The sequence below is a fragment of the Pseudomonas sp. MONT-RG-20F-20-E-7-02 genome (genome assembly GCF_022662395.1).
In the GTDB taxonomy this organism is placed as follows: Bacteria; Pseudomonadota; Gammaproteobacteria; order Pseudomonadales; family Pseudomonadaceae; genus Aquipseudomonas.
Map to the genome: position 1 here is coordinate 286,529 of NZ_JAKNQN010000002.1, position 24,374 is coordinate 310,902.

The window sequence follows — 24,374 nt, forward strand, 5'->3', positions numbered from 1 at the left end:
GAGGCCACCAGACGGGCGGAAAGCCACGTAGAAAAAATCTACCTACGTCGTCGCTGAGTTGCCATGTCACACCGTATTTACTCGCGTCAGGGTTAGACGTTCAGTATTTCGGCGGGCCGATCATTCGTAGCGGACGCGCCCCTCTTTATCAGCCGGTCTCCATGCGCAATAGACGCAATTCCGAGCCCGAACCGCATCTCCTAAGCCGCACTGAAGAAGGCCACTTTCGCGGTAAGGCGATCCGCCAACTGCGAGAGCTCCATGCTAGCCGTTGCCACTTGACGTGAGCCGGTGGCTGACTGCACCGTAGATCCGTGGATGCGGTTTATGTTTTGAGCGACATCATCGGCCACGCTACTCTGCTGCACGGACGCACTTGCGATCTGAGTGTTCATATGACTTATGGCGCCAACCTGCTCGCTGATCCTTGACAATGCAATCTGCGCACTGCGGGTTTGTGTGACCGTTTGGCTGACCAGCTCGCAACTATTGCGCATTGTTCGCGATGCGTTTTCAGTACCCACTTGCAGCGTGCTGATCATCTCCCGAATTTCCTCGGTCGACCGCTGTGTACGATTGGCCAGCGAGCGTACCTCGTCAGCTACCACGGCAAACCCTCGCCCATGCTCTCCTGCCCTAGCAGCCTCAATAGCAGCGTTTAGGGCCAACAAATTAGTTTGCGAGGCGATGGAGTTGATCACGTCGATCACTGACTCGATATTTTCACTGTGTTTGGATACCTGGTTCACGGTATCCGTAGTTTGCTCAAGAGTTAGCGCAAGCTGTTCGATGGCAAGAGTGGTGCTTGCAACTAATTGATTGCCACTTTCCACTTCTATATCGGCCAAACGGGACGCATCAGCCGCCTGCGCGGCATACCCGGACACTTCATTTACAGTCGCAGCCATTTGCGTGATGGCTGTGGCCACCTGCTCGGCTTCGCGGGTTTGCAGGCTGATATGCTCATTGTTAGCCGATGATGTGGCAGACAATTGGGTGGACGAGTGATCGACCTCTTGGGCCGCTCTCCGCACCTGCTGAATAGTCTCTGCCAAGTGGCCAAGCGCGTCTTTCAATACACCCATCACGCTGTCAGGGTAATCTGTGGAAATGGTCTGATTAAGATCACCTGCAGCCAGCCGCCGAATGGCTAATGCAACCTCGGTGGGCTCCGCGCCCAACGTTGATTTAACGAAACGAATAATCACAGCCGATAACATGATGCTTAGCAGCAGGGCAATAACAGTTGCGATCAGCATCAGCGTACTGAACTGGCTGGCTGTTGCCTGAACCGCGCCAAGCTTCGCCTTGATTGACGCCTCCTCGTAGTCGATCAGCGCATTCACGCGCTTCAACCACTCGCTGTAATCCATAGACGTCTGACGCATCAATAGTGCCTGCGCTCCTGGAATGTCACCAGCCCGGCGCAGTGCCAGTACCACCTGGGTAGATTGCAGGGTTTGTCGCTCGATTTCCTTAATAGCGCTGAGTAATCGAATCTCATCGGCAGTCACGCTTGCGCCCTTGAACAGTTGATCCATAGGGGCCGCCGAGTCGGAGTAGGCCTTTTCTAAGGTTATAACCTCCGACAAGTGTTTTTCCAGATCCAAATCGGTCGTCACCAGCACCGCATCTCGGATAGCAATGGCGCGGTTATGCACGCTCCCACGGAAATTGATGGCATAGCGCTGCACCTTCGCCGCGTTTTCGCTAACGTCGACCAGGGTGGAATCAATGAATGCAACGCGCTGAATGCCGATGGCAGTGATGAGTAACAGAAGCGCTAGGACTGCTGCGAAGCTGAGCCCTATACGTGTGGCCAGCGAAAGCGTTTTCTTCATGGTTAGCTCGAAAATATGCCCTGTCTAGGACTGGATTGATGCGGATGACGCGAGTGGTGCTATTAGCCAATCACGGTTGATGCGTTGACGATACGTCGATGCCGAATTGCCCATCCAGCTATTAATACGCATCGCCCTGATAGCCTATCGCAATCAAAAGAGCGGCGGATCGGCAATGGGCATAGCTAGCTGTCCATGGGATTTCAGGATGGCTCTGGCAGGCGGATCTGTTGAGGAATGTTGCCGAACGCCAAAGATTCTGACGGCGCCAAAGGGCATCAAAAAAACCAATTTCATCGCGTAATTGAGCCGCCACTGTCAGTTCGCTCGCCTGAGCATATATCGTAAAAATACTTATACAAGTGGTTTATCTATGTACAAGAAAAATAGTGGCCATTGACTATCTATTTTGATGGCTGCCACCCACCGTGCGCTTGAGGAATCAGACACTACGCGCACGGGTTGTACCGCATCGCATCCTGTTTATCGACACTCGCGATGATGCGTTTGACGCAGAATCTTTGGTATCCACTCATGAGCATAAGGGGTCGTCACTGCACCCCAGGGTGTGCGATGGAACATGAGGCACGGGTCTTGACGCTACTCTTACGACTTGCAAAGCGGCGCTCTTCGTGTTTGTGCAACACCTTTTCACGGCGATTTGTTAGCCCGCTATTTAACGTCAGATATCTTGTTATACGCCGTTCGTGCCCTTATTTGGCAGGGCTGCCTCATCCTGAGGGTAGCCGTCATTATCGCGACGACAACTGTGAAGCTTCAGAAACCAAAACCTGCAAACGCAGCAGGAGGAATCACGGGTTAGATAGAAGGCCTAGGATAAATGCTTGGTTCAGAGCTGGAGTGCAGCCAATTCGGTAGTCGCAGGGCGACGATGTAATTGTGTAAGGGGAACTGACCTCAAGCAGCAAAATCGCTTATGTGGTAGAGGCTTGCTGGCAGCACAAAACACTGACGTCGCCCATCAAACGGTCAAGAAATTATCTATACGCTCACATTCACCTGTATAAGATTTATTGCTCGTTGACGAATTCATTGGATTCTGTTTGATGAACACGACTCGCCACCTACTCATCGTCCTATATGACTAGATATCTCTCAGTCTCAGCTCTTTGTATAGGATGGAAACCAAAAGCGATACGCGACTCTTGGCCGAGGTAATGGAGGAAGTCAGTCAAGCGTGTCAACGACTCAGCTGAAAGCGTGAGCTACGAGCTGATATCACTGTGATTTTCGCCTGCTGAATCGCCCCGGATTCTATAGACACCTCCATGCCTCAAACTGAGACCAATCAGGAGGTGCCGTGAGCAAGCCACGTTATCCCGAAGAATTCAAAATCCAAGCGGTCAATCAAGTGACCGAAAAGAAGCCGAACGGCAGCAAGACGATGATCAGCACGCTGAACTGCGTGGTCTGCGAGCCGAACTCACGCGGGTCACCGAAGAGCGAAACATCTTAAAAAACGCCGCCGCGTACTTTGTCAAGGAGTGCGGTTGAAGTACGCCTTTATCGTGCTAAAGACGAGACGATCTGCGCGAGGTCGCTGAGGTTGATTAAAGCAGAAGAAAAAAGGCGCTCCGGAGAGCGCCTTGAACAAAGTTATTGCAGGCTTACCTGACGCTGGTCTGGCTTGGCGGCCGTACCGATCTGGATGCGTTTTGGCTTGGCTTCTTCGGGAATAACTCGAAGCAACTCGATTGCCAACAGGCCATGGGTGAGTGATGCACCTTGCACCTCGATGTGGTCAGCCAGCCGGAAAGACAAGCGGAAGGCTCGCTGAGCTATGCCTTGGTGAAGGTAAGTCACCTTCTCATCGTTTTCGCGTTTTCCACCAGAAACGTTCAGTACGCCATTCTCTACCTGAATGTCTATGTCCTCCTCTGTGAGACCCGCCACTGCAATCACGATGCGGTATTGATCATCACCATGTTTCTCGACGTTATGAGGTGGGTAGGTATTACCAGCCTCACTACGAAGCGCCGATTCAAACAAGTCGTTGAAGCGATCAAAACCCACGGACTGACGAAACAGAGGGGCCAAAGAAAGAGTAGTAGCCATAGCAAAATCTCCTGAGTTTTCTCCAAGTGATTTAAGACGCGACCCGTTTTCGGCATCGCGTAAAACCGAAAATAGGTACTCCCAAAACATTTTCAAGGGCACCTCGAAAAAAATTTTCCAACCCGATTTCTTGGCTTGAAGCTATGGGCACACCGTGCCGCACAGGCAACGCGCCTGCAGCGAACGAATTCGTCAGCTGCTGGAGGGTAGCTTGCTATTCAGACAGGTCGCGGTGCCGCAAGAGCCAGCAAAGCAGGCCGAGTACCAACGTCGCGAAACCTAGTGCCGCGATGGTCGAAGCCGGAGTGACGGCCGAATCCAGGATGACAAACTTTCGGCTCAGGGCCAGCAATGCAATCATCAGTACGGTTCTTACCTGCACGACGCTGTTGCGCCTGAGGGCGGGTCGCACTATCGAATGCTTGAATTCCAAGGCAATCAATACCGTGAAAATGGAGCCGAATAGCGCTTGGAATGCATTGTGATCAAGCGGATCAATGGCGCCTCCTATCAGAAGGGGCACTACATTCCTGCACAGTTGCAACACGGCGATAACGATCACCAGCGCTATGATCAGGCTCAGCGCCAGTACCACCAGTTGCTCGAAGCGCTCATAGGCGCTCATCAAAGCCCATTGGATTTTAAAATTTTTGAATGTCGAGTTACTCTCACGATTTTCTGGATGACGCTTAGACACGACCTCTCTCCTCTTATCCTGGAGGACTTATTTAAGATGCGCCCCGTTTCGCGGTTTGACCAAGTATGGGCATACGAACTTGATATCAAGGACGTCTATTGAAAAAGTCAGAGCTTCCAGTCAAAACCTGTGCAACCTGTGGGCTTCCTTTCACATGGCGAAAGAAATGGGCCCGTTGCTGGGACGAAGTACGCTATTGCTCGGAGCGCTGCAGACGCAGCAAGTCACTCAAAACCTGAATAAAAAAGCGCTGTTTAAGCCCTTTTGTGCTCGGGCGAAGATTACTTCGTCAGCCAGGACTCAACCGTGATTGAATTCCACACCGAGGGGCATGGTCATCTATAAGGAAAATAGAAGACGACAACGAGCCCTTTGGAGCCCTGGATGTATCCGACAACACCCGATGGCCGTTATTTTTTAGTTAACGGCAAACTCTGGCGCTGCAGTAACCCGTCACTACCCGCAGACGCTCGGCAGAAGTGGGTTAACGCACTTATGAACGCACGTCGTGAAGTAAAGAACGCTAAAGCGTCAGGTGATCAGACGCAGCTGAACGGTGCGAGGGCGCGGGTTCAGAAGGCCAAGGTCGAGCTGGGTGAGCGCGGGCCGGTATGGTGGGATGATGGTTCCCCTGACTTTAATCAGTGCCAGGTAAAAAACACGCCCTATTCGCAATGGCATAAATCTCTCGCGGCTACACAAGCGAAGTAAAGCTCGCACTTAAAGCCAGTTCGCAAGACACGCTCCACTGCCTCAGCGGCAGCTTCGTCACAGGCTCATTCCACGTGACGTACCTTCAATCTGCCCTGCATCGCGCCGTAAGCCCATGTCGCAGCGACTCGGCGGGCGCCAGGTTGGCGCCGAAGCAGGCAGATTAAAGGCCGTAATGAATCACCTGTAGGCGGCATCCGAGACTAAGATTTATTCCGGAGGGGAATGCTGCCTACACGGTAGATCTGTTTCTTTAGCGATGCTCCCTCAACAAAAACGACTCGCCCCACACCAACGGCCCCAACCCCAAATGCGCCGCCAACGTCTGGCCAATATCAGCAAAGCTGCCCCGCTCGCCCAGCCAGCCTGCTTTCACCCCCGCACCATAAGCCAACACAGGCACATGCTCACGGGTGTGATCACTGCCCGGCCGCGACGGGTCGCAACCGTGGTCGGCACTGATCATCAGCAACGTGTGCGGGTCCATCAACGCGAGTAATTCCGGCAGCCTGCGGTCGAAAGCCTCCAGCGCCGCGGCGTAGCCCGCCAGGTCGCGGCGGTGGCCGTAGAGCATGTCGAAGTCGACGAAGTTGGCGAACACCAGGCTGTTGTCTGGCGCTTCCTGGTAGGCCTTGAGCGTGGCATCGAACAGCGCGTCGTTGCCGTCGGCCTTATACAGCCGACTGATGCCTCGGTGAGCGAAGATATCGCCGATTTTGCCGACCGCATGCACGCTGCCGCCGGCTTCGCAGAGGCGATCAAGCAGCGTCGCCGACGGCGGTGGCACGGTGTAGTCGCGGCGATTGCCGGTGCGGCGGAACGCGCCCGCGTGCTCACCGGTAAACGGTCGGGCAATGACCCTGCCGACGGTGTATTCATCACATAACTCACGCGCGATTTCACACACTCGATACAGCGCATCGAGCCCGAAGTGGCTTTCATGGGCGGCGATCTGCATCACGCTGTCGGCTGAGGTGTAGCAAATCGGCTGTTTGCTGTGGATGTGCGCCTCACCCAAGTCGTCCAGTACCGTGGTGCCCGAGGCGTGGCAGTTGCCCAGGATGCCCGGCAACCCTGCCCGCTCAATCAGGTCGGCGAGCAACTGTGGCGGAAAGGAGTCGACCGGCTGCTCGAAATACCCCCAGTCGAACAACACCGGCACGCCCATCATTTCCCAATGCCCCGACGGCGTATCTTTGCCGGAGGATTGCTCCCGCGCGTGGCCGTAGGCACCGATCGGCGCAGCGTCGCCCCAGTGGCCCGGCAACGGGCCGTCACCACTGGCCGCCGCGGCAGCCCCCAAGCCCAATCGGCCCAGGTTCGGTAACGACAAAGCTCCCTTTCGAAACGGCCCATCGGCTTCGCCACGGGCGCACGCCTCGGCAATATGGCGCAAGGTGTCGGCGCCGGTATCGCCAAAAAGAGCAGCGTCGGCACTGGCGCCGATGCCCAACGAGTCGAGGACTAACACAATGGCCTTGCTCATAGCTTTTCCTGAATCAAATCACGTGCGGCCAGGCCTGTTCCGCCTAACCGATAGGCTGCGCGCAAAGCGGATGCGCCCTGCCCGGCCTGCTCCAGGTTGCGCGCGTGCACCCAACCCAGCGGCCGTTGCGCGTTGACCTGCTCACCGACGAAGGCCAAATCGCTGAAACCCACGGACAGGTCCAGCACGTCGTCCGGGTGACTGCGCCCGCCGCCCAAGGCCACCACCGCCAAGCCCACCGCGCGGGTGTCGATTTCGCTGACGCAGCCTTTTTCCTCGGCCCACACCGGCACCGACACGGCGGCCTTGGGTAAATGCGCTTCGGGGTCGCGGGTAAAACCCTGCGGGCCGCCCAGTGCATCGACCATTTGCTCGAAGCGCTGCAAAGCCGCCCCGCTCTGCCAGGCCTGCAGCAATTGATCGCGGGCCTGAGCGTCATCGTTTGCCAAACCGGCCATTGTCAGCACCTCGCTGGCCAGCGCCAACGTCACCGCCCACAGGCGTTCACTGCGCACCTCGCCCTTGAGCAGCGCGACGGCTTCGGCCACCTCCAGGGCATTGCCGGCACTGCGCGCCAGCGGCTGGTTCATGTCGGTGATCAGCGCGCGGGTGTTGACCCCGGCACCGTTGGCCACCGCGACGATGCTGGCGGCCAGCGCACGCGCCTGTTCCGGCTCGGCCATGAAGGCGCCGTTGCCAGTCTTCACGTCCATGATCAAGACGTCGAGGCCGGCGGCGAGTTTCTTGCCGAGGATCGACGCGGTGATCAGATCAATCGACTCCACCGACCCGGTCACATCGCGGATCACATACAAGCGCTTGTCCGCCGGTGCCAGGTTGGCGGTCTGGCCGATGATGGCGCAACCGACTTCGGCCACCACCGCGTGCAAACGTTGGGGGCTGGGTTGGCAGTCGTAGCCGGGGATGCTTTCGAGCTTATCCAGGGTGCCGCCGGTATGCCCGAGGCCGCGCCCGGAAATCATCGGCACGTAACAGCCACAGGCCGCCAGCAATGGCGCGAGCAGCAGGCTGATCATGTCGCCGACGCCACCGGTGGAATGCTTGTCGACGACCGGCCCAGGCAGGTCCCACTTCAGCACTTGGCCGGAGTCACGCATGGCCTCGGTCAAGGCCAGACGCTCACCCACGTCCATGCCCTTGATGAACACCGCCATGGCGAACGCGGCCACCTGCCCATCGCTGAGGCTGCCGTCGGCAATGCCGGCGACAAAGCGTTGAATGTCGATCGCGGCCAGGGCGTGCCCGTCGCGTTTACGCCGAATCACTTCTTGTGGCAACCACATACCGTACTCCTTACAGCGAAATGAAAAAGCCGACAATCGCCGCACTCATCAGGTTGGAAAGCGTGCCCCCGATCATGGCGCGCAAGCCCAGCCGCGCCAGCTCCTGGCGCCGTTGCGGGGCGATACCGGTGAGTCCGCCCAGCTGGATGGCAATCGAAGAAAGGTTGGCAAAGCCACACAGGGCAAAGGTCACGATCACCTGGGTGTGCACCGACAACAGCGGCACACCGGCTTCGGCGGCCTTGGCCGGGGTCAGGTAGTTAGCCAGATCGGCATAGGCGACAAACTCGTTGAGCACCAGTTTTTCACCGATAAAACCACCGGCCAGCACCGCCTCATGCCACGGCACCCCGAGCAGAAAAGCGATGGGCGCCAGCACGTGCCCGAGGACCAGTTGCAAGGTCAATTGCGGGTAGCCAAACCAATTGCCGGCCCAGCCCAATAGCCCGTTGAACAGCGCGATCAATGCGATAAACGCCAGCAACATGGCACCGACGGACAAGGCCAGGCGCAAGCCGACCTGGGCGCCCTCGGCGGCGGCGTCGATGATATTGGTCGGGCGATTCTCAGCCTGCCCCAGCTCCTCGATGACCTGTTCGGTGCGCGCTGGTTCGGTTTCCGGTTCCATCAGCTTGGCCATCAACAAGGCCCCCGGCGCCGACATGAAACACGCGGCGATCAGGTACTTGAGTTCCACCCCAAGCCCGGCATAGCCCAGCAGCACCGAGCCTGCCACCGCCGCGAAACCGCCGACCATCACCGCGAACAACTCAGAGCGTGTCAGCTTGGCAATGAACGGCCGCACCACCAGCGGCACCTCCGACTGGCCGATGAAAATCGCCGACGTCACCACCATCGATTCGATACGACTGGTGCCCAGCAACAGGCGCAAGGCGCCGCCCACCAGCCGGATGATCCAGCCCATCACGCCGATGTAATACAGCACCGAGATAAAGCTGCCGAAGAACACGATCATCGGCAACACTCGAATGGCGAATACAAACCCGCCACTGCCAAACACTTCAAACATGTGCGGCGAACTCAGGCCGCCGAACAGAAACTCGATGCCTTTGTTCGCGTACAACTGCAGCGAGGCCACCGCCCCCGACAGCGAAGCCAGCACCGTCTGGCCCCAAGGCACGTAAAGCGCAAAAGCACCGATCAACACCTGGATCACAAACGCCACCGAAACGGTGCGCCAATTGATCGAGCGACGCTGATGGGATAAAGCAATGGCAATGACAATAAGGGTCGCTATTCCGACAAGACTGATCATGCAGACGTCTCAACAATGGACCGAGCGGACGCAGACCCGAAGGCCTGCCCAGGATTAGAAAGCGTCGAAGGCGCCCGGCAGCAATTGCGCCAGGGTCCAGGTACGCGTGGCGGCCGGGTCACTGCCCTGGCAAATCACCACTGCATCCTTGGCCATCAACTCCAGCATCACCTGGCGGCAGGCACCGCAAGGGCTTATCAGTGAAACGTTGGGTGCATAAACCGCCATCGCCGTGAAGCTGCCGGGCGCATGGCCCTGGCTGATGGCGCTGAACAGGGCGCTGCGCTCGGCACAGTTGGTCAGCCCGTAAGAGATGTTCTCCACGTTGCAACCCTGTACCACTTCACCGTCGGCGGTCAGCAACGCCGCGCCAACCGGAAAGTGCGAGTAAGGCGAGTACGTGCTCTGGGCGGCACGCTTTGCCTGTTCCATCAAACGCTCTTCAATTGTCATTCACAGGGTCATCCCATTTTGTTGCGAGCACGTCCGGGGCGGGCGTGACGCTATTATCCTGTTATTTAAATAACATTTGATGTGATTTCTCAACCTTTTTCTGAGGACGAACACAGGAAATGAATGCAGGGGTGGTGAGAAGGGTTTGGGATTGGGCTTGGAGCGCCTTACCGGCACGGGTCACGGCAGCGGCGTTGCACCGCTCCGGCCTGGACCCGCAGCTTTAAAGCAGGCTATAAATCTCAGCAACCACCTGCAGTGTTGCGTCGTCGATCGCGCCTTCATTTCGGCATAAAACCCAGCCTTGCTCTGCAACCGCTCGCTCGAACGCCTGCGTACACGCGACCTGTTCCTCCAGCGTATGGATCACCGTACTGCTCAACCCACGCCGTCGTGCCGCTGCCCTTGCCCACGAAATATCCGGGGCGGTGACAACCCCGACATGCAAGTCAGGCACGCGCACGTTCCGATCAATGTTCAGCTGTAGAATTTCTGCAAACGGGACGATTCGGCGAAACGCGGCATCCGAGGGGTACCAGCGATCAATCAGCACGATGCTGCCCGGTGGCTGTTTATCGAGCACATGTTCGGACATCCAGGCACGGCTATCAGCAAAGCGCTCGCACACCTGGAGTTCCAGATCCCGGGTGGGCTTCCTGACGAATTGGTTAACGAGGGCCATTGTTTCACCCCGATAAGGATCGCTTTTTCTCTCGCAAAGCCGGATCACCTTGTTATTGCCTGCCCTCAGGGCTTTCGTAACGGCTTCCAACAGCGTGGTTTTGCCGGTGCCCTTGGGCCCATCCAGGGAAACAAACAGCGAACGATTCATTCTTCAACTAATGATTGATAGAGGCGTCGACAGACTCTATCTGAATTTATGCCAGAGGGTTCTCAAAACCCAGGGTTGCAGCTGTTTATAAACACCCGCCATTGTCCCTATTTAAATGACGTATCTGCCCGTCCTAGGTATGCTCCGCGTTTATTGCCGATCACTGACACCGGGATGCCAGCCCAAACCTCTGCTGCCCAGGCGCAGCTTATGGAGCCGTATCCTCAAGGACGTTTGAACGATGAGTACCCCCGCGCTGGACATCAGCAGCCTGACACCACTGCCCTACCACCAGCAGGTGGTCGACTACCTGAAAACCAGTGAACCCGCCGTGTGGAGCTGGGCCTCGTCCCTGGGCGTGCAGCAGGAACATGCCCAGGACGTGCGCGCACAATTGCTGCGCGACACCTATCGCCTGAGCCCCGAGACGCACCCGCAGGCCTATCAGGCCTGTGAGGCGGCGTTGCAGACCTTGCAGATCCAGGCGCCGGCAACGCTCTACCAGGCCGGCGACGGCGCGATGAATGCGAGCCTGTATTACCTGGCCGGTGAAGTGCATGTGGTGTTTTACGGACCGATTCTTGAACGGCTCGACGCCCAGGAGTTGCTGGCGTTGCTGGGGCATGAGCTGGCCCATTACCGTTTATGGTCGGAGCACGACGGCGACTACCTCACTGCCGAACGCATTCTCAACCACGCGATGGCCGACGTGTATACGCCGCCCAGCCTGGAACAGACCGCACGTTTATATAGCCTGCACACCGAAATCTACGCCGACCGTGGCGCAGCCATGGTGGCCGGCGGCCCCGAAGCGTCCATCACCTCGCTGGTGAAGATCCACACCGGCATTGTCAGCGTCGATGCCGCGAGCTATTTGCAGCAGGCCCGCGAGCTGGATGGCAAGGACGCGCAACTGTCCCAGGGCGTATCGCACCCGGAAACGTTCCTGCGCTCCCAAGCGGTCGACAACTGGTGGCAGCAGCTGCCGGAAACGGACGCCTGGCTGCACCGACGGCTGCGCGGGCCGCTGTCACTGGGTCGCCTGGATGTGACCGACCAGGTGGAGCTGACCGCCCTCACCCGCGGCTTTATCGCCAACTTTATCGGCGCAGCGGTGTTGCAGTCGGAGGCCGTGCTTAATCAGGTGCGCGGTTTCTTTCCCGATTGGAACACTACTGAAACGCCGCTGGACCTGGCCACGCTGAGTGCTGAACGCATCGACGCGAGCATCCACGAATACCTGCACTTCATCATGCTCGACCTGAGTTTGATCGACCGTGACCTGCGTGATGAGGCCTTGCTGCATGCCGCGCGCACGGCGAAGAAGCTTGGCAGTGCCGACGACTTTATCAGCGTGCTCAAGCGCGATATCAAACTACCCAAACGTGAGCTCGATCCGATCGTTCGCGCGCTCAAAGCGGAGGTCGACACATGGACCCAGTAACCCAACCCGTCACCTTCACGCAGTTGCTGCAGAGCCACGATGGCGCCGCCGTGCCCATCGACGATGTGTTGTTCCTGGCGTTGCCGTTGTTGCGCCAAGTGGCGCAGCTGCATGAACTCGGGCGTGTCGCCCAGCTCAGCTACCTTGACGTGCTGCAAGGCCCAGAGCGCACCTTGCAACTGCGCAACCCCGAGGGCGTAGCGCCGCGCCTGGCGCTGGACGCGATCAAGCAGGTACAACCGAACCCCGAGTCGGCGCTGAACATCGTCGGCAAGGTCCGCCTAACCCGTGATTCGGAAACGGGCGTGGCGTTTACCGACCTGCAAGTGCAGGAAGACCCGCACCAAGCTATCGATCACCCGGTGTTCCTGACGGACCTGCACAGTTGGGAACATCGCCTCGGGCATCACGACGAAATCACCGATATTTTCCAACTCGGGCAGTTGCTGGCGTGCCTGGCCTGCGGGTTGGATTTTGCCGATATCAACGACCTCAAGACCTTTGCCCGGCACCGGCGCAACTTGTTCCAGCTCAATGGCCGGCTCAACCCGGTGCTGGCCAACCTGATCGTCGAGATGACTGAGCTTAACCGCCATGAGCGCGCCACCGATGTCGGCTCGCTGGCGCGGCGCCTGGAATCCTGGCGCGAACAGCCGGCGAGTCTGGATGTGGAACGCGTGCTGGCCCAGGCTGAAGGCCCGGCGTCGCGGCGCACCGTGGTGTTGGAGCATCTGCGCAACCGGCTGTTCGACCTGTCGCGACGCAATCGCCTGCTGTACTTCCGGCCGACCCAGGCCAACGTCAACTTGACCGTGGCCAGCGTGCCGCTGGTGATGCAGATTGAAAGCATCCGGCCCGAGGCGTTGTGCACCTGGCAGCCGACCTTCGGTGGTTTTTCCGAGCAAGTATTGAGCGGCAAGCAGGTTGGCTTGCAGCAATGGCTGCGGTTTGAAGACCAGACCTGGTTGCAGGCCTCCCTGGAACGCCTGATCCAGGAAACCCGCCGTGACCGCGCCGAGTTCGGCTTCAGCAACCTGCGCCTTGTTGTCGCCTTTATGCGCTGGCACAACCTCAAGGACACGCCGCAAGAGCGCATCGTCACCCCGCTGCTGTGGCTGCCGGTGGAGCTGAGTCGCAAAAAAGGTGTGCGCGACCAGTTCATGTTGCAGTGCGATGAAACCGAGGCGCAATTCAACCCGGTTCTGCGCCATCAATTGCGCCAGCTCTACGACATCCAGCTGCCGGAAACCGTCGACCTGCAAAAGACCTCGCTGGAAGACATCCACGCCGATATTGCGCGGCAGATCAAACTGACCGAGCCCGGCGTAGAGCTGCGCCTGCAAAGCAAGCCGCAAATCGAACTGATCCACCAGAAGGCGGTGCAGCACCTGCACCACTTCCAGCGCCGCCGCGCGCGTCAGCGCTCGACCCTGCCGTTGGTGAAACCGGACTTCAGCTACGACCGCGAAGATTACCGCCCGCTGGGCCTGCAACTGTTCCAGCAAAAAGTGCTGCCGAGCCAGTTGCCGCTGCGCATGGCAGTAGGCGGCAAACCTTCGCTGCGCGACCAGCATCCGCAAATGGTCGCCCGCAGCACCGAAAACAGCACCTACTCGCTGCCCGAAAATCAGGGGCACCGCTACGCCTGGGACATCGACCTGACCCAAGTGACCCTGGCCAACTTCAATTATCGCAAGATGTCGCTGGTGCGCGACTACGCGCAGTTGATCGACGAACCGGCGCAAAACGAAGCGTTTGACCGCATGTTCTCCATCGAGCCGCGCGAGGTGGAAGTCCAGGCCCCGGACCCGATCCCGCTGCCGGAACAATGGAACGTGGTGGCCGGCGACGCGACGCAGAATGCCGCCGTCAGCCTGGCCCGCACCGGACGCAACTTCATCATTCAGGGGCCGCCGGGCACCGGCAAGTCGCAGACCATCACCAACCTGATCGCCGACTATGCCGGTCGCGGTCTGCGGGTGCTGTTCGTGTGCGAAAAACGCGCGGCCCTGGACGTGGTGTTCCATCGCCTGCAACAGAGTGAACTGGGCGAATTGTGCTGCCTGATTCACGACTCCCAGACCGACAAGAAAGCCTTCGTCGGCAACCTGCGCGAATGTTATGAACGCTGGATTGCCGGCGACGCCCAAGCACCGCAACTGCGAGCCCGACGCAGCGCCACGCTGGCGACCCTTGAGCAACAGCTGGGCCTGATCGAGCGCTTCGAGCAGGCCATGGCCGGAGTGCCGGAGACGTTGGCGTGCTCGGTGCGCGAGCTGGTACGACATCTGATCGAATTGCCTGCCGTGTCGGCAAAGCTGCCGCCTGAAGCCCTGGAACGCTTGCCCGAGTGGCGTCACTGGCACGCGCAACGTGAGCTTACCGGTCGCGTGTATCAGGCAATCAACGAGCGCTTCGGCCTCGACAGTTTTGCCCGTCACCCCTTCAGCCATTTGGCTTCGAGCCTCATCACCCACGAGCATGCCTATGGCCAGCTCAAGGCGTTCCTCGATGAAGCCAGCGGTTTGATGGACAGTGTCGAGCAACTTCTGGAGTCATCTTCGGGCCTGCTGTCGAGTGACACCCGCCTGGCGGATGCGCGCGTGCTGACCGAGGCCGCCGAGCAATTGACCAGCGCCAACCTGGCGGCGCACCTGGACCTGCTGGAACCGGGCTCAGCGGGCTCCCAGGCGCTGCAGGCCGAACAGACGGCGTTGCAAACGCTGACCGTGCAACACCACAACGCCAGCGAAACCACCCGCCACTGGCGCGACAAACTCGCGCCGCAAGACACCCAGGCCGCCCTGGATCTGGTGAAACGCCTGGAAGGATCGTTGCTGCGTTGGCTGCAACCGTCCTGGTGGCGGTTGCGGGGCGAGTTGCAAAGGCGCTACGACTTCAGCCAGCACGCCATCCGCCCAAGTTACCGCAGCGTGCTCGACAACCTGGCGAGCGAACAGCGCGCCACCGCCCAATTGCAGATCGAGCAGCAACGCTTGCAAGGTCAATATGGCGTGCAGGATATCAACCTGTTCGTGCACAACCTGCAGGCCCTGCTCCAGCAACTGAGTGCATCACCGTTATTGCGCCAGTGGGTCGAAGGCTTGCGCGACAACCCGGACGTCCTGCCCCGTGTACGCCAGGAGGCCAGCCTGCGCCAGCCGGTTGAACGCCTGAGCGAATTGGTGGCGCAACACTGTGTGTTCGAACCGGCGCCAAGCCTGGGCGCGCTGGCCGAATACCTGCGTGACCTGCGTGAAGAACTCGACGAGTTGCCCGATACCTTGCCGCTGCTCAATGAGCTGCACCAGGGCGATCCCGTTTGCCTGTTGGCCGTGCAACAGCATGCCCTGGCGCAGCCGGCGCTGGATGGGCTGATTGCCCAGGAAAACCTGACTCGCCTGTATCGCACCAACCCGCAATTGGCGCGCTTTGACGGCGCGGCCCTGAGCCTGGCGGCACGTCAAGTCAGTCAGGCGGAAAGCAGCCTGCTCAAGCACAACGCCCATGTGCTCAGCGCCACGCTGCACCAGCGCTTCCTGGAGCACGTGAAGCACTCGGCAATGTCGGTGACCCAACTGGACGCCCAGGCCCGCGAGTTCAAAAAAACCTATGCCAAGGGCCGCCGCGAACTGGAACATGAGCTGGGCAAGACCATGCGCTATCGCTCCATCCGCGAAATGGCGAGTGGCGACAGCGGCCGCGTGATCAACGACCTCAAGCCCATCTGGCTGATGAGCCCGCTGTCGGTGTCCGACACCCTGCCGTTGACCCCGGACCTGTTCGACGTGGTGATTTTCGACGAAGCCAGCCAGATCCCCAGCGAAGAAGCCGTGCCGGCCTTGAGCCGCGCGCAGCAGGTGATTGTGGTGGGTGACGAAATGCAGCTGCCGCCGACCAACTTCTTCTCCAGCGCCGGCGACCAGGACGATAACGAACTGGTCGCCATGGAAGACGGCGAACAGATCGCAATCAACCTCGATGCCGACAGCCTGCTCAGCCAGGCCGCGCGCAATTTGCCGGCGACCCTGCTGGCCTGGCACTACCGCAGCCGGCATGAAGCGTTGATCAGTTTCTCCAACGCGGCGTTCTACGAAGGCCGGTTGATCACAATTCCGGACCGACGCATCGAGCGCCCTGCCCCCGCCCATGCTGCGCTGGAGTCCACGGACGCCCAGGCAGTGGTCCAAGGTGCCGACACCCTGCTCGACAGCCCGATCAGCTTCTTGAAGATGAGCGATGGCGTCTACCTCAGCCGCAGTAACCTGGCAGAAGCACGGTACATCGCCAACCTGGTGCGTGAACTGCTGCAACGCGAGACCGGCCTGAGCCTGGGCATCGTGGCGTTCTCCGAAGCCCAGCAAGGCGCCATTGAACAGGCCCTGGAAGACTTGGCCGCCAGCGACTCGGCCTTTGCCACCCGCCTTCAGCGCGAGTACGTGCGTGAAGACGCCGGGCAGTTCAATGGCCTCTTCGTCAAGAACCTGGAAAACGTCCAGGGTGATGAACGCGACGTGATCATCCTGAGCATCTGCTACGCGCCGGGGCCGAACGGCAAGATGCTGATGAACTTCGGCCCGATCAACCAGCGTGGCGGGGAAAAACGCCTGAATGTGATTTTCAGCCGCGCGCGCAAGCGCATGGCCATCGTCTCCAGCATCGAAGCGGATGCCATCACCAATACCCACAACGACGGTGCTGCGGCACTGCGCGCCTTCCTGCAATTCGCCCAGGCCAGCGCCAGCGGGGATGCGCCGCGCTCCCAAGGCATCCTCGCCAACCTCAACCCAGGCGCCAAGCAATCTTTTGCCGTCAGCCTACCCAAAGACAGCCTGCGCAGCGCCCTCGCCGCCGCATTGCGCAAACGCGGGCATGCCGTGCAGGAATATGTCGGGCGTTCACAGTTCCGCTGCGACCTGGCAATCAGCGACGCCAGCGGCGAACACTTCAGTCTCGGCGTGCTGCTCGACAGCGATACCGCAGCTGCGGCCAACGTGCGCGAGCGTTACATCTTCCGCCCGACCGTGCTGCGCAGTTTCGGCTGGAAGATCATCGACGTGCTCAGCCATGACTGGCTGCACGCCCCGGAAGACGTGCTCAACCGTATCGAAGCACTGCTTCGCGGCGAAGAGGCAACTGCGCTGCCGGAGCCTGAACAGTCAGTGGCGGCGGAACCGGTCGAGGTCGAACCGACGCCAGCGCCTGAAGCAGCAACGCCGATGCGTGAGTTCACCTTTGGTGAAGGTAACTCCAACAAGTTCTGGCGCATTGGTGTGACGGAAGCGGACGTGGTGGTGAATTTTGGTCGTATCGGCACCAAGGGGCAGACGCTGATCAAGTCGCTTGAAAGCCCCGAGCGGGCGTTGCGTGAGGCGGAGAAACTGATCGCGGAGAAGCTGCGTAAGGGCTATCAAGAGCAGGTGGGTTTAATCACGCCGGGATAAGCTGGGCTGATCCAGCAGCGCGATCAATCTGAACGCGCTGCCGCGTCTGGCAAAAGGGGTGGATCAAGCTTACGCAATCATCAAGCTTTTAATTGCGCAGATTACCGCAGCGTTACAGATACAGCTATGTGATGATCCTTGAATGACATTAATGTTTTTCTCTCCTACTGAGCGCGTCTCCCTCCACCATGTTTTGGAACAAACAGAAAAGCCTGCAACTCTAAAGATTCATCTCTGCATCGATCGAATCAACCCTTACCTGGCCTCCTTCCACGTGAATGATGTCCAAGGGATGCACATGACGCCAAGGAAAACCATAGCAGCCTCGTATTTGGCAGGTTGGCGTAAAAAACGTGATATCTTCATCAATTTGATAAGTATATGATGTAAGGCCGAGGCCATACAAACCATCTTTACCCATGGGGTAAGCTTGATATTTAATAGTGTTGTATTCGGATTGTAAAATTTTTACAAATGCTTTCTCTGCGTCGGCCGCTAGGATTTTTTTATCTATAAAACCTGGTAGCTCGCTGTCGTTTTCAGTCAGTTCTTTGATGGCAAAATCGTCAACATCGAAAAGAAATATATAAATTTCATTCGTCAACCTAGCAGCTGGCGAGTATTGAGATTCATTTGAAAGTATTTTGGATCTGTTCTTGTGCCCATTACTGAATAGTCTCGAAAAGCTGTCGCCCTCCTTAGATATCCCCACATAATAAAGTTTAAACGCGGTGAATTGTAAAATGCTATCCAAACCATTCACATCAACTTTACATCGCCAAAAATCATAAAGCATTTTGTCGGCAGTTGCCCAGTAAAGCACCTCATCCGCATCACCAGCACTATTCTCGCTGGATATTTTTATCGCATGCTCCTCCCAGTCTATAATTACATCCTCTTGGTAATCGCCTATTAAACTGACAAGATGTACGCTCAGGTTTTTCTTTTCGATCTCGCCACATACCAAATCAAAACACAAACGACCTTGCTCACTCTCCGCCCTCCAATTTTTAAATCTCACCTCGTGGCGCTGTGCAAGCATGTACAACTTGCTCCTCTTAACAAACTCTCTAACCTCCTCGTCCTCCCACAGTCTTTGCGCAAATTGATTAGAGATGGGAGGATACACCAGCTTCAATAAATTATTTGATATGTACATAAACTTTCAGTCCTTTGATAGACGTAATTCGCTCTTCGCTTTCATCGACAGGGATGGTGACGCGATCATGTCACTCGAACGATAGGCTAGCCTAAATGATGCTGCAATTGCATTCATTCCTTGAAACCACGCGAAGAGGAGCGACGAAGTGCAAGGCCCATGGCTTCGCGCAGCGCTTGGTTCGATAGGCGTATTCATTGCTCTGCAGCCGCTTCAAAGATCTGTGTTAGCGTTTCTAGGCGCTGGAAGAACGCCCGCTAGAAAAATAATGCCATGGTAAAAATACAGTCGAACAGGCATAATAATGGCTAATAGCCGTCTATAGCACTGAGCCACGCAGCACCGAAAGGATTCCAATGTATTATTCCGCTACTTACACAAAGCCTATGCACGAATTATGCGCCCATCAACACGGCAAGCCCATTTTTTCATCCTGCTTACTGGCGTGGCAGTTATAAGATATGAAACCACTATTCTGGCTTGGATTCACCGTAGGTATCGTAGCCTCAATTTTTTCTTTCCTCGCTTTGCTTTCAGCATTCACAGAAACCTATTCTCCATTTCCTCCCAGCGTGTACAGTATATTTAAAGACATTCTTGGGCCCATCGCTGCTGGTTTTGGAGGTGCGTTGCTTGGTGCCTTTGCAACCTATGGTATTCAGTCAGCTGAAGAACGCCGAAAACAGAAAATAGCCACTATCAACTCATACAATAAAGGCATATCGATTCTCTCAATGAAGTATAACGATCTCTGGACACTGAAAAGACAAGTAGTCACACCTTTCCAAAATCTACCTCTAAGATTCATGTCAATCCCTAGGACCCAAGAGCTCACGCCCAATACAGAAAAGGCAGCGGACGCACTCAATCAAATCGTGATCAAAGAAGGGATGGGCGATCTCCTTACAAAGCTTTTGATTGCCGAAAAAAAATACACCGCTGTTCACGCAAGCCTTCGAGAGCGTAATGATATGGTTTTGCCGTTTTCAAAGGAACTCGACACTTATCTTGCGAAAACAAAAGGAAGACAAACACCGCCCCTTAAGACGCTTGTTCGAATTCACAGTCACACCAAGCTTTTAAGGCTTTATGAATACAGCGAGCAATTCATCATAGCCTTGGATGATGCACTTTTTTATTTGCATACGCTTATCACGCAACTAGAGGGGGCGCTTCTGTTAAAAATCCACTTCGAAAACAACCCGATCATTGAAATTAAAATCGAGCAACCAGAAAACACTTTAGCCCCTCACTATAGAAACTTAAACGAACTATCCGCAGCCATGGACAGCGCAGCTGCCTAAATAAGACAAGGGTCGGCGAAAGTGAAGTCTGCTCTTTTTCTGCTAAACATATAATGGGGGCACTCCCTCATTGGGCGTATGTACTGTATCGCTGACAACACCCATCGAGTGACCATTTACCCTTTCCCTCCAAACCTCGGAATCTCCAGCCCCAAGCTTTCACGCAAGGTCGTCCCTTCATACGCTTTGCGATACACGCCCCGCTCTTGCAGCAACGGTATGACTTCCTGCGTAAACCGCGCGAACTGCTGCGGATGCCCAATGTAGATATTGAACCCATCCACCGCCCGCGCTTCAAACCATTGCGCCATTTTGCGCGCAACGGTGTCCGCCGTGCCCACAAACGCCCCCGGTCGCAGTTGCCGTCCAAACTCCACCGCCTGGCGCAACGTAAAGCCTTTCTCCCGCGCCTGGTCAGCAATGCGTTTGGCGTTGGTGAAAAAGCTGCTGCGCGCGGCTTCCAGGCTCTCTTGAGGGAACGGCGCATCAAGGTCGTACTGACTGAAATCATGCCAGCCGAAATTACGGCCGAACTCCTTCAGCGCCAGATCAAAACTGTGATCGACCTGATGATAGTGCTGCTCGACTTCACGCGCCTGCGCATCAGTGTCGCCCACATAAATCTCGGCGCCGGGCATCACCAATAACTGCTCCGGGTCGCGACCGTGTTGCGCCGCCCTGCCCTTTATATCCCGATAAAACGCCTGGCCCTGTTCGATGCTGGCCGCGTGGGTGAAGATCACATCGGCGGTGGCCGCACCCAGGTCGCGGCCTTGCTCGGAGTCGCCGGCCTGGAAGATCACCGGCTGGCCTTGGGGTGAGCGCTGGATGTTCAGCGGGCCGACCACGGAAAAATGCTCGCCCTTGTGGTTCAGGCTGTGCAGCTTGCTCGGGTCGAGGAACTGGCCGGTCGCGCGGTCGCGCACAAACGCATCGTCCTCGTAGGAATTCCACAGGCCTTGCACCACCTGGACGTGCTCGGCGGCGCGGCTGTAGCGGGTGTCGTAGTCGTAATGTTCGTCGCGGCTGTAGTTGCCAGCAGTGCCGGCGTCGCCGCTGGTGACCACGTTCCAGCCGGCGCGGCCTTTGCTGATCAGGTCGAGCGAGGCCAGGCGCCGTGCCACGTTGTAGGGCGAGTTGTAAGAGGTGGTCAGCGTTCCGACCAAGCCCAGGTGTCGCGTGCTGACAGCCAGCGCCGATAACAATGTCAGCGGTTCCAGGCGGTTCAGGTAGTGGGATGGCGAACCCTCGGTGATGTACTGGCTGTCGACGATAAACATCAAGTCGAACAGCGCCGCTTCGGCCTGGCGCGCGATGTCGATGTACCAGTCGACGTTGACGCTGGCATCGGCCGGCAGTTGCGGGTCTAGCCACAGGTTATGGCGACCTGGCCCGCCGCACCCCATGGTCAAGGCACCCAGTTTGAGCTGTCTGTTGGTCATGTCAGATGAATTCCTTGAAGCGTTCAGGGCTGGGTGGTGGCGACGGCGGGTTGCAGGGCGGCCGAGAAGGAGTCGTCGAACAGGCTGGCCGCCGAGTACGACTTGACCAGGCCTTGGCTTGCGAAAAAGTCCACGGTCTTTTGCGCTTCGACCGGCGATTGCGCGGTCAGTGGCTCGACCGTGGTGCGGGCGCGGGCGAACCAGGCACGGGCGATTTCGGTGTCGGCGCGGGTGCGCTTGGCCCAGGCATCGGCGTAAGCGTCAGCATTGGCCGGGTTTTGGCGCGCCCAGTCCCGGGCTTTTTTCAGGCGTTGAAGAAAGTCGCTGATCTGTGCGCGCTTGGCATCCACGGCCTTGGCGTTGGCGGCGATGAAACTCTGGGCCGGAATCAAACCCTCAGCGGTGGCGAGTACGCGGGCACCTTGGCGTTCCTGTTGGGTGACGTAGGGCTCCCACGTGGCGATGACGTCAACCGAGCCGCCTTCCAGCGCATGGGAGGCATCGAGGGCGCTGAGATAGCGCAGCTCCAGCGAGTCGCGTGGGACGCCGGCTTTATCCAGCGCAGTCAGCAGCAATTGCTGGCTCCAGGAGCCTTTCCAGATTGCTGCACGCTTGCCGGCAAGGTCCGCCAGGCTGTGGATCGAGGAGTCCTTGCGGACCAGAATCGCCACGCCTTCGAGATTTTGCCGACTGACTGCGATCACCTTGATCGGCGCGCCCAATGCGCCCAGAAATAGAACTGGCGCGTCCCCCAGCAAACCGATATCCAGGCTGTTGGCATTCAGCGCTTCGGCAACCGGCGAGCCTGCGGTGAATTGCTTCCATTCCAGCGTGTAGGGCAGGTTTTCCAGCACACCCGCCGCTTCCATCACGGCTTGGGCGTTGTAGCTTTGGTCACCGACCACCAGCGTTTGCGCGTTCGCGGTCAGGCACAACAGAGTGGCAGCCAACCCGGCCGCCAGTTTTGAAAGGTAACGCACGTTCGTCTCCAGATGCCCTGTCAGGCATGCAAGTCGATCCGCGCGCGCGGTCTCGGAGTGTTCGTAGGGACTCATACGATGCGGTTATAACCACCGCATGTAAAATACCCATAACGCATAACGTAATGCATAAAAAATGCAGCAGCCGCATTTTCCGCTTGCCGACACCGCAGGGGTACATTGCGGACTGCCCGGCGGCGCCTACACTGATTGAAACCTTGGTATCCCACGCCTTTTTTCAGCGGCCGAGGCGGATGGACCTGCACGCATGACTCAACAATAAAAGCAGTTAACCACCTGATTACCTAGAGTAAATATGAAAGAGCAGCTTCGCCAGCGTGCATCAGGAGTAGCGCCAATCCGCGCCCCGTTTAAACCACCCCATCGGCTGGCGGCCCTAAGCCTGCTGTGCATCGCCCTCGCCGCCTGTACCGTTGGGCCTGATTTCACGCGCCCCGATGTGCCGGCGAATGCCGACTATTCAAGAGAAAAACTCACCGCCACCGCCGGGGCCGACATCGACACCGGTGGCGCGGCGCAGCGGCTGATCGCCGGCATGGATATCCCCGGGCAATGGTGGACGCTGTTCCGCTCGCCGTCGCTCAATGCCCTGGTCGAAGAGGCCCTGCGTGCCAACCCGGATGTCAGCGCCGCGCAGGCGGCATTACGCCAGGCCAACGAACTGGTGTATGCCGACCAGGCGTCACTGTTTCCCTCGGTGAGCGGCAATGTGCAGAAAGCCCGCGAGAAAGTCTCGGGCGTGACCTCGGGCATTCCGGAATCACCGATTCTCACGGTGAGTTCGGCATCGCTCAGCGTGTCCTATGCCCCGGACGTGTTCGGCGGCACGCGCCGGCAAATCGAATCGACCACGGCGCAGGCCGAGTACGAGCGCTTCCAGCTGGAGGCGACTTACCTGACCTTGACTTCGAATGTGGTCAACACGGCGGTCAGCCTGGCGTCGCTGCGCGATCAAGTCGCCGCCACCGAAGAAATCATCAAACTGCAGGGCGGCCAGCTCGACTTGCTGCAAGCCCAGCGACGACTGGGCGCCATTGGCGATAGCGACGTGCTCACGCAGCAAACCGCGCTGGCACAAACCCGTGCGACCTTGCCGCCGCTGCAAAAGCAATTGGCGCAGACCCGCAACCAGTTGATGGCGTACCTCGGGCGCTTTCCGAATCAGGATCAGGGCGAGCGTTTCAACCTGGCTTCCTTGCACCTGCCGGAAGAACTGCCGGTCAGCCTGCCCTCGGCCATTGTCGGCCAGCGGCCGGATGTGCGCTCGGCGCAGGCACAACTGCATCAAGCCAGCGCCAATATCGGCGTGGCCGTCGCCAATCAATTGCCGCAGTTCAGCATTACCGGGTCGCTGGGCTCCACAGTGGCCAGTGGCACCAAGCTGTTTTCGGCGGGCAGCGGCGTCTGGAGCCTGGCCGGTTCAATCACCCAGCCGATCTTTGATGCCGGCGCACTCGAACACCGCAAACGCGCGGCCGTGGCTGCCTATGACGAGTCGGCAGCGCGCTACCGCGGCACCGTGATTACCGCGTTCCAGGACGTGGCCAATGCGCTGCGGGCGCTGGAGGCGGATGCCGATGCGCTCAACCAGCAAGTCGTGGCCGAACGCGCGGCCCAAGCCAACCTCGACTTGGTACAGGCCCAGTTCCGCCTCGGCGCCGTGGCGTATATCAACTTGCTCAACGCCCAGCAAACCTACCAGAACACCGCGCTATCGCGCGTCAAGGCGCAGGCCGCCCGGTACAGCGACACCACCGCGTTGTTCCAGGCATTGGGCGGTGGCTGGTGGAACCGCACCGACGTCGACCCCGCCACCCAGGGCAAGCCGGATCGCTTCGGCCTGCCGTCGTGGCAAGAGATCATGCCAGCCAGCAATAAGGCTGCACCTGAATCGAATCATTGAA

17 protein-coding genes and 1 pseudogene are annotated in these 24,374 nt (G+C 58.1%); 7 read left to right on the forward strand and 11 right to left on the reverse strand.

The window, feature by feature from the left end:
* Positions 1-200: 200 nt before the first annotated feature.
* A complete protein-coding gene (locus L8I05_RS06680; RefSeq protein ID WP_242167692.1) occupies positions 201-1,841 on the reverse strand; it encodes a methyl-accepting chemotaxis protein in 1,641 nt (546 codons plus the stop codon).
* Positions 1,842-3,162: 1,321 nt separating this feature from the next.
* On the opposite strand from L8I05_RS06680, the pseudogene L8I05_RS06685 reads away from it, so the two are divergent.
* Positions 3,163-3,370: pseudogene (locus L8I05_RS06685) on the forward strand (IS3 family transposase); the annotation flags it as partial.
* An 88-nt stretch (positions 3,371-3,458) separates the two neighbouring features.
* Here the strand turns inward: L8I05_RS06685 and L8I05_RS06690 are convergent.
* Both L8I05_RS06690 and L8I05_RS06695 read right to left on the reverse strand, forming a co-directional pair.
* Positions 3,459-3,917: an Hsp20 family protein gene (locus tag L8I05_RS06690; protein WP_242167694.1), complete on the reverse strand. Its 459-nt coding sequence runs from the start codon at positions 3,915-3,917 to the stop codon at positions 3,459-3,461.
* Between the two features lie 214 nt (positions 3,918-4,131).
* Positions 4,132-4,542 (reverse strand): phosphate-starvation-inducible PsiE family protein, encoded by a 411-nt coding sequence (locus L8I05_RS06695; RefSeq protein ID WP_106580017.1) that lies wholly within the window; start codon positions 4,540-4,542, stop codon positions 4,132-4,134.
* 170 nt (positions 4,543-4,712) lie between these two features.
* Between L8I05_RS06695 and L8I05_RS06700 the strand changes: the two genes are divergently transcribed.
* Both L8I05_RS06700 and L8I05_RS06705 read left to right on the forward strand, forming a co-directional pair.
* Positions 4,713-4,853 carry a DUF2256 domain-containing protein gene (locus L8I05_RS06700; protein WP_159956543.1) on the forward strand — a complete coding sequence of 47 codons (141 nt, stop codon included), beginning with the start codon at positions 4,713-4,715 and terminating at the stop codon, positions 4,851-4,853.
* A gap of 145 nt (positions 4,854-4,998) precedes the next feature.
* Positions 4,999-5,325 carry a hypothetical protein gene (locus L8I05_RS06705; RefSeq protein WP_242167696.1) on the forward strand — a complete coding sequence of 109 codons (327 nt, stop codon included), beginning with the start codon at positions 4,999-5,001 and terminating at the stop codon, positions 5,323-5,325.
* 253 nt (positions 5,326-5,578) lie between these two features.
* Here the strand turns inward: L8I05_RS06705 and L8I05_RS06710 are convergent, their stop codons facing one another.
* The 5 genes from L8I05_RS06710 to L8I05_RS06730 form a co-directional block, all read right to left on the reverse strand.
* Complete coding sequence (locus L8I05_RS06710) at positions 5,579-6,811, reverse strand: phosphopentomutase (protein ID WP_242167698.1); 1,233 nt, start codon at positions 6,809-6,811, stop codon at positions 5,579-5,581.
* Entirely contained in the window at positions 6,808-8,115 is a 1,308-nt protein-coding gene (gene deoA, locus L8I05_RS06715; protein WP_242167700.1) for a thymidine phosphorylase, read from the reverse strand. Before deoA ends, L8I05_RS06710 begins: the two co-directional genes overlap by 4 nt.
* Positions 8,116-8,125: 10 nt before the next feature.
* Entirely contained in the window at positions 8,126-9,391 is a 1,266-nt protein-coding gene (locus tag L8I05_RS06720) for a NupC/NupG family nucleoside CNT transporter (protein WP_159956535.1), read from the reverse strand.
* A gap of 54 nt (positions 9,392-9,445) precedes the next feature.
* Positions 9,446-9,844, reverse strand: a complete 399-nt coding sequence (locus tag L8I05_RS06725) for a cytidine deaminase (protein WP_159956534.1) — start codon at positions 9,842-9,844, stop codon at positions 9,446-9,448.
* Positions 9,845-10,067: 223 nt separating this feature from the next.
* Positions 10,068-10,676 (reverse strand): dTMP kinase, encoded by a 609-nt coding sequence (locus tag L8I05_RS06730; protein WP_242167702.1) that lies wholly within the window; start codon positions 10,674-10,676, stop codon positions 10,068-10,070.
* Between the two features lie 241 nt (positions 10,677-10,917).
* On the opposite strand from L8I05_RS06730, the gene L8I05_RS06735 reads away from it, so the two are divergent.
* Both L8I05_RS06735 and L8I05_RS06740 read left to right on the forward strand, forming a co-directional pair.
* On the forward strand, positions 10,918-12,120 hold the full coding sequence (locus tag L8I05_RS06735) for a M48 family metalloprotease (RefSeq protein ID WP_242167704.1): 1,203 nt from the start codon (positions 10,918-10,920) through the stop codon (positions 12,118-12,120).
* Positions 12,108-17,564: a WGR domain-containing protein gene (locus L8I05_RS06740; RefSeq protein WP_242167706.1), complete on the forward strand. Its 5,457-nt coding sequence runs from the start codon at positions 12,108-12,110 to the stop codon at positions 17,562-17,564. The genes L8I05_RS06735 and L8I05_RS06740 overlap by 13 nt, the downstream gene beginning before the upstream one ends.
* Before the next feature lie 220 nt (positions 17,565-17,784).
* Here the strand turns inward: L8I05_RS06740 and L8I05_RS06745 are convergent, their stop codons facing one another.
* Positions 17,785-18,606: a hypothetical protein gene (locus L8I05_RS06745; protein ID WP_242167708.1), complete on the reverse strand. Its 822-nt coding sequence runs from the start codon at positions 18,604-18,606 to the stop codon at positions 17,785-17,787.
* A gap of 578 nt (positions 18,607-19,184) precedes the next feature.
* Between L8I05_RS06745 and L8I05_RS06750 the strand changes: the two genes are divergently transcribed.
* On the forward strand, positions 19,185-20,027 hold the full coding sequence (locus L8I05_RS06750; RefSeq protein ID WP_242167709.1) for a hypothetical protein: 843 nt from the start codon (positions 19,185-19,187) through the stop codon (positions 20,025-20,027).
* 116 nt (positions 20,028-20,143) lie between these two features.
* Here the strand turns inward: L8I05_RS06750 and L8I05_RS06755 are convergent, their stop codons facing one another.
* Positions 20,144-21,469: an LLM class flavin-dependent oxidoreductase gene (locus L8I05_RS06755; RefSeq protein ID WP_242167711.1), complete on the reverse strand. Its 1,326-nt coding sequence runs from the start codon at positions 21,467-21,469 to the stop codon at positions 20,144-20,146.
* A gap of 23 nt (positions 21,470-21,492) precedes the next feature.
* Positions 21,493-22,449, reverse strand: coding sequence for an ABC transporter substrate-binding protein (locus L8I05_RS06760; protein WP_242167713.1), 957 nt, complete (start codon positions 22,447-22,449; stop codon positions 21,493-21,495).
* Between the two features lie 316 nt (positions 22,450-22,765).
* Here L8I05_RS06760 and L8I05_RS06765 point away from each other — a divergent pair, with 316 nt between their 5' ends.
* On the forward strand, positions 22,766-24,373 hold the full coding sequence (locus L8I05_RS06765; protein ID WP_242167715.1) for an efflux transporter outer membrane subunit: 1,608 nt from the start codon (positions 22,766-22,768) through the stop codon (positions 24,371-24,373).
* Position 24,374 lies beyond the last annotated feature (1 nt).

What these genes read in the sequence shown, in the direction of transcription:
- L8I05_RS06755 (WP_242167711.1), bottom strand. Translation starts at nt 21,469, where the DNA reads ATGACCAACAGACAGCTCAAACTGGGTGCCTTGACCATGGGGTGCGGC.
- L8I05_RS06705 (WP_242167696.1), top strand. Translation starts at nt 4,999, where the DNA reads ATGTATCCGACAACACCCGATGGCCGTTATTTTTTAGTTAACGGCAAA.
- L8I05_RS06720 (WP_159956535.1), bottom strand. Translation starts at nt 9,391, where the DNA reads ATGATCAGTCTTGTCGGAATAGCGACCCTTATTGTCATTGCCATTGCT.
- L8I05_RS06695 (WP_106580017.1), bottom strand. Translation starts at nt 4,542, where the DNA reads ATGAGCGCCTATGAGCGCTTCGAGCAACTGGTGGTACTGGCGCTGAGC.
- L8I05_RS06730 (WP_242167702.1), bottom strand. Translation starts at nt 10,676, where the DNA reads ATGAATCGTTCGCTGTTTGTTTCCCTGGATGGGCCCAAGGGCACCGGC.
- L8I05_RS06735 (WP_242167704.1), top strand. Translation starts at nt 10,918, where the DNA reads ATGAGTACCCCCGCGCTGGACATCAGCAGCCTGACACCACTGCCCTAC.
- L8I05_RS06745 (WP_242167708.1), bottom strand. Translation starts at nt 18,606, where the DNA reads ATGCTTGCACAGCGCCACGAGGTGAGATTTAAAAATTGGAGGGCGGAG.
- L8I05_RS06690 (WP_242167694.1), bottom strand. Translation starts at nt 3,917, where the DNA reads ATGGCTACTACTCTTTCTTTGGCCCCTCTGTTTCGTCAGTCCGTGGGT.
- L8I05_RS06725 (WP_159956534.1), bottom strand. Translation starts at nt 9,844, where the DNA reads ATGACAATTGAAGAGCGTTTGATGGAACAGGCAAAGCGTGCCGCCCAG.
- L8I05_RS06765 (WP_242167715.1), top strand. Translation starts at nt 22,766, where the DNA reads ATGAAAGAGCAGCTTCGCCAGCGTGCATCAGGAGTAGCGCCAATCCGC.
- deoA (WP_242167700.1), bottom strand. Translation starts at nt 8,115, where the DNA reads ATGTGGTTGCCACAAGAAGTGATTCGGCGTAAACGCGACGGGCACGCC.
- L8I05_RS06680 (WP_242167692.1), bottom strand. Translation starts at nt 1,841, where the DNA reads ATGAAGAAAACGCTTTCGCTGGCCACACGTATAGGGCTCAGCTTCGCA.
- L8I05_RS06750 (WP_242167709.1), top strand. Translation starts at nt 19,185, where the DNA reads ATGAAACCACTATTCTGGCTTGGATTCACCGTAGGTATCGTAGCCTCA.
- L8I05_RS06710 (WP_242167698.1), bottom strand. Translation starts at nt 6,811, where the DNA reads ATGAGCAAGGCCATTGTGTTAGTCCTCGACTCGTTGGGCATCGGCGCC.
- L8I05_RS06740 (WP_242167706.1), top strand. Translation starts at nt 12,108, where the DNA reads ATGGACCCAGTAACCCAACCCGTCACCTTCACGCAGTTGCTGCAGAGC.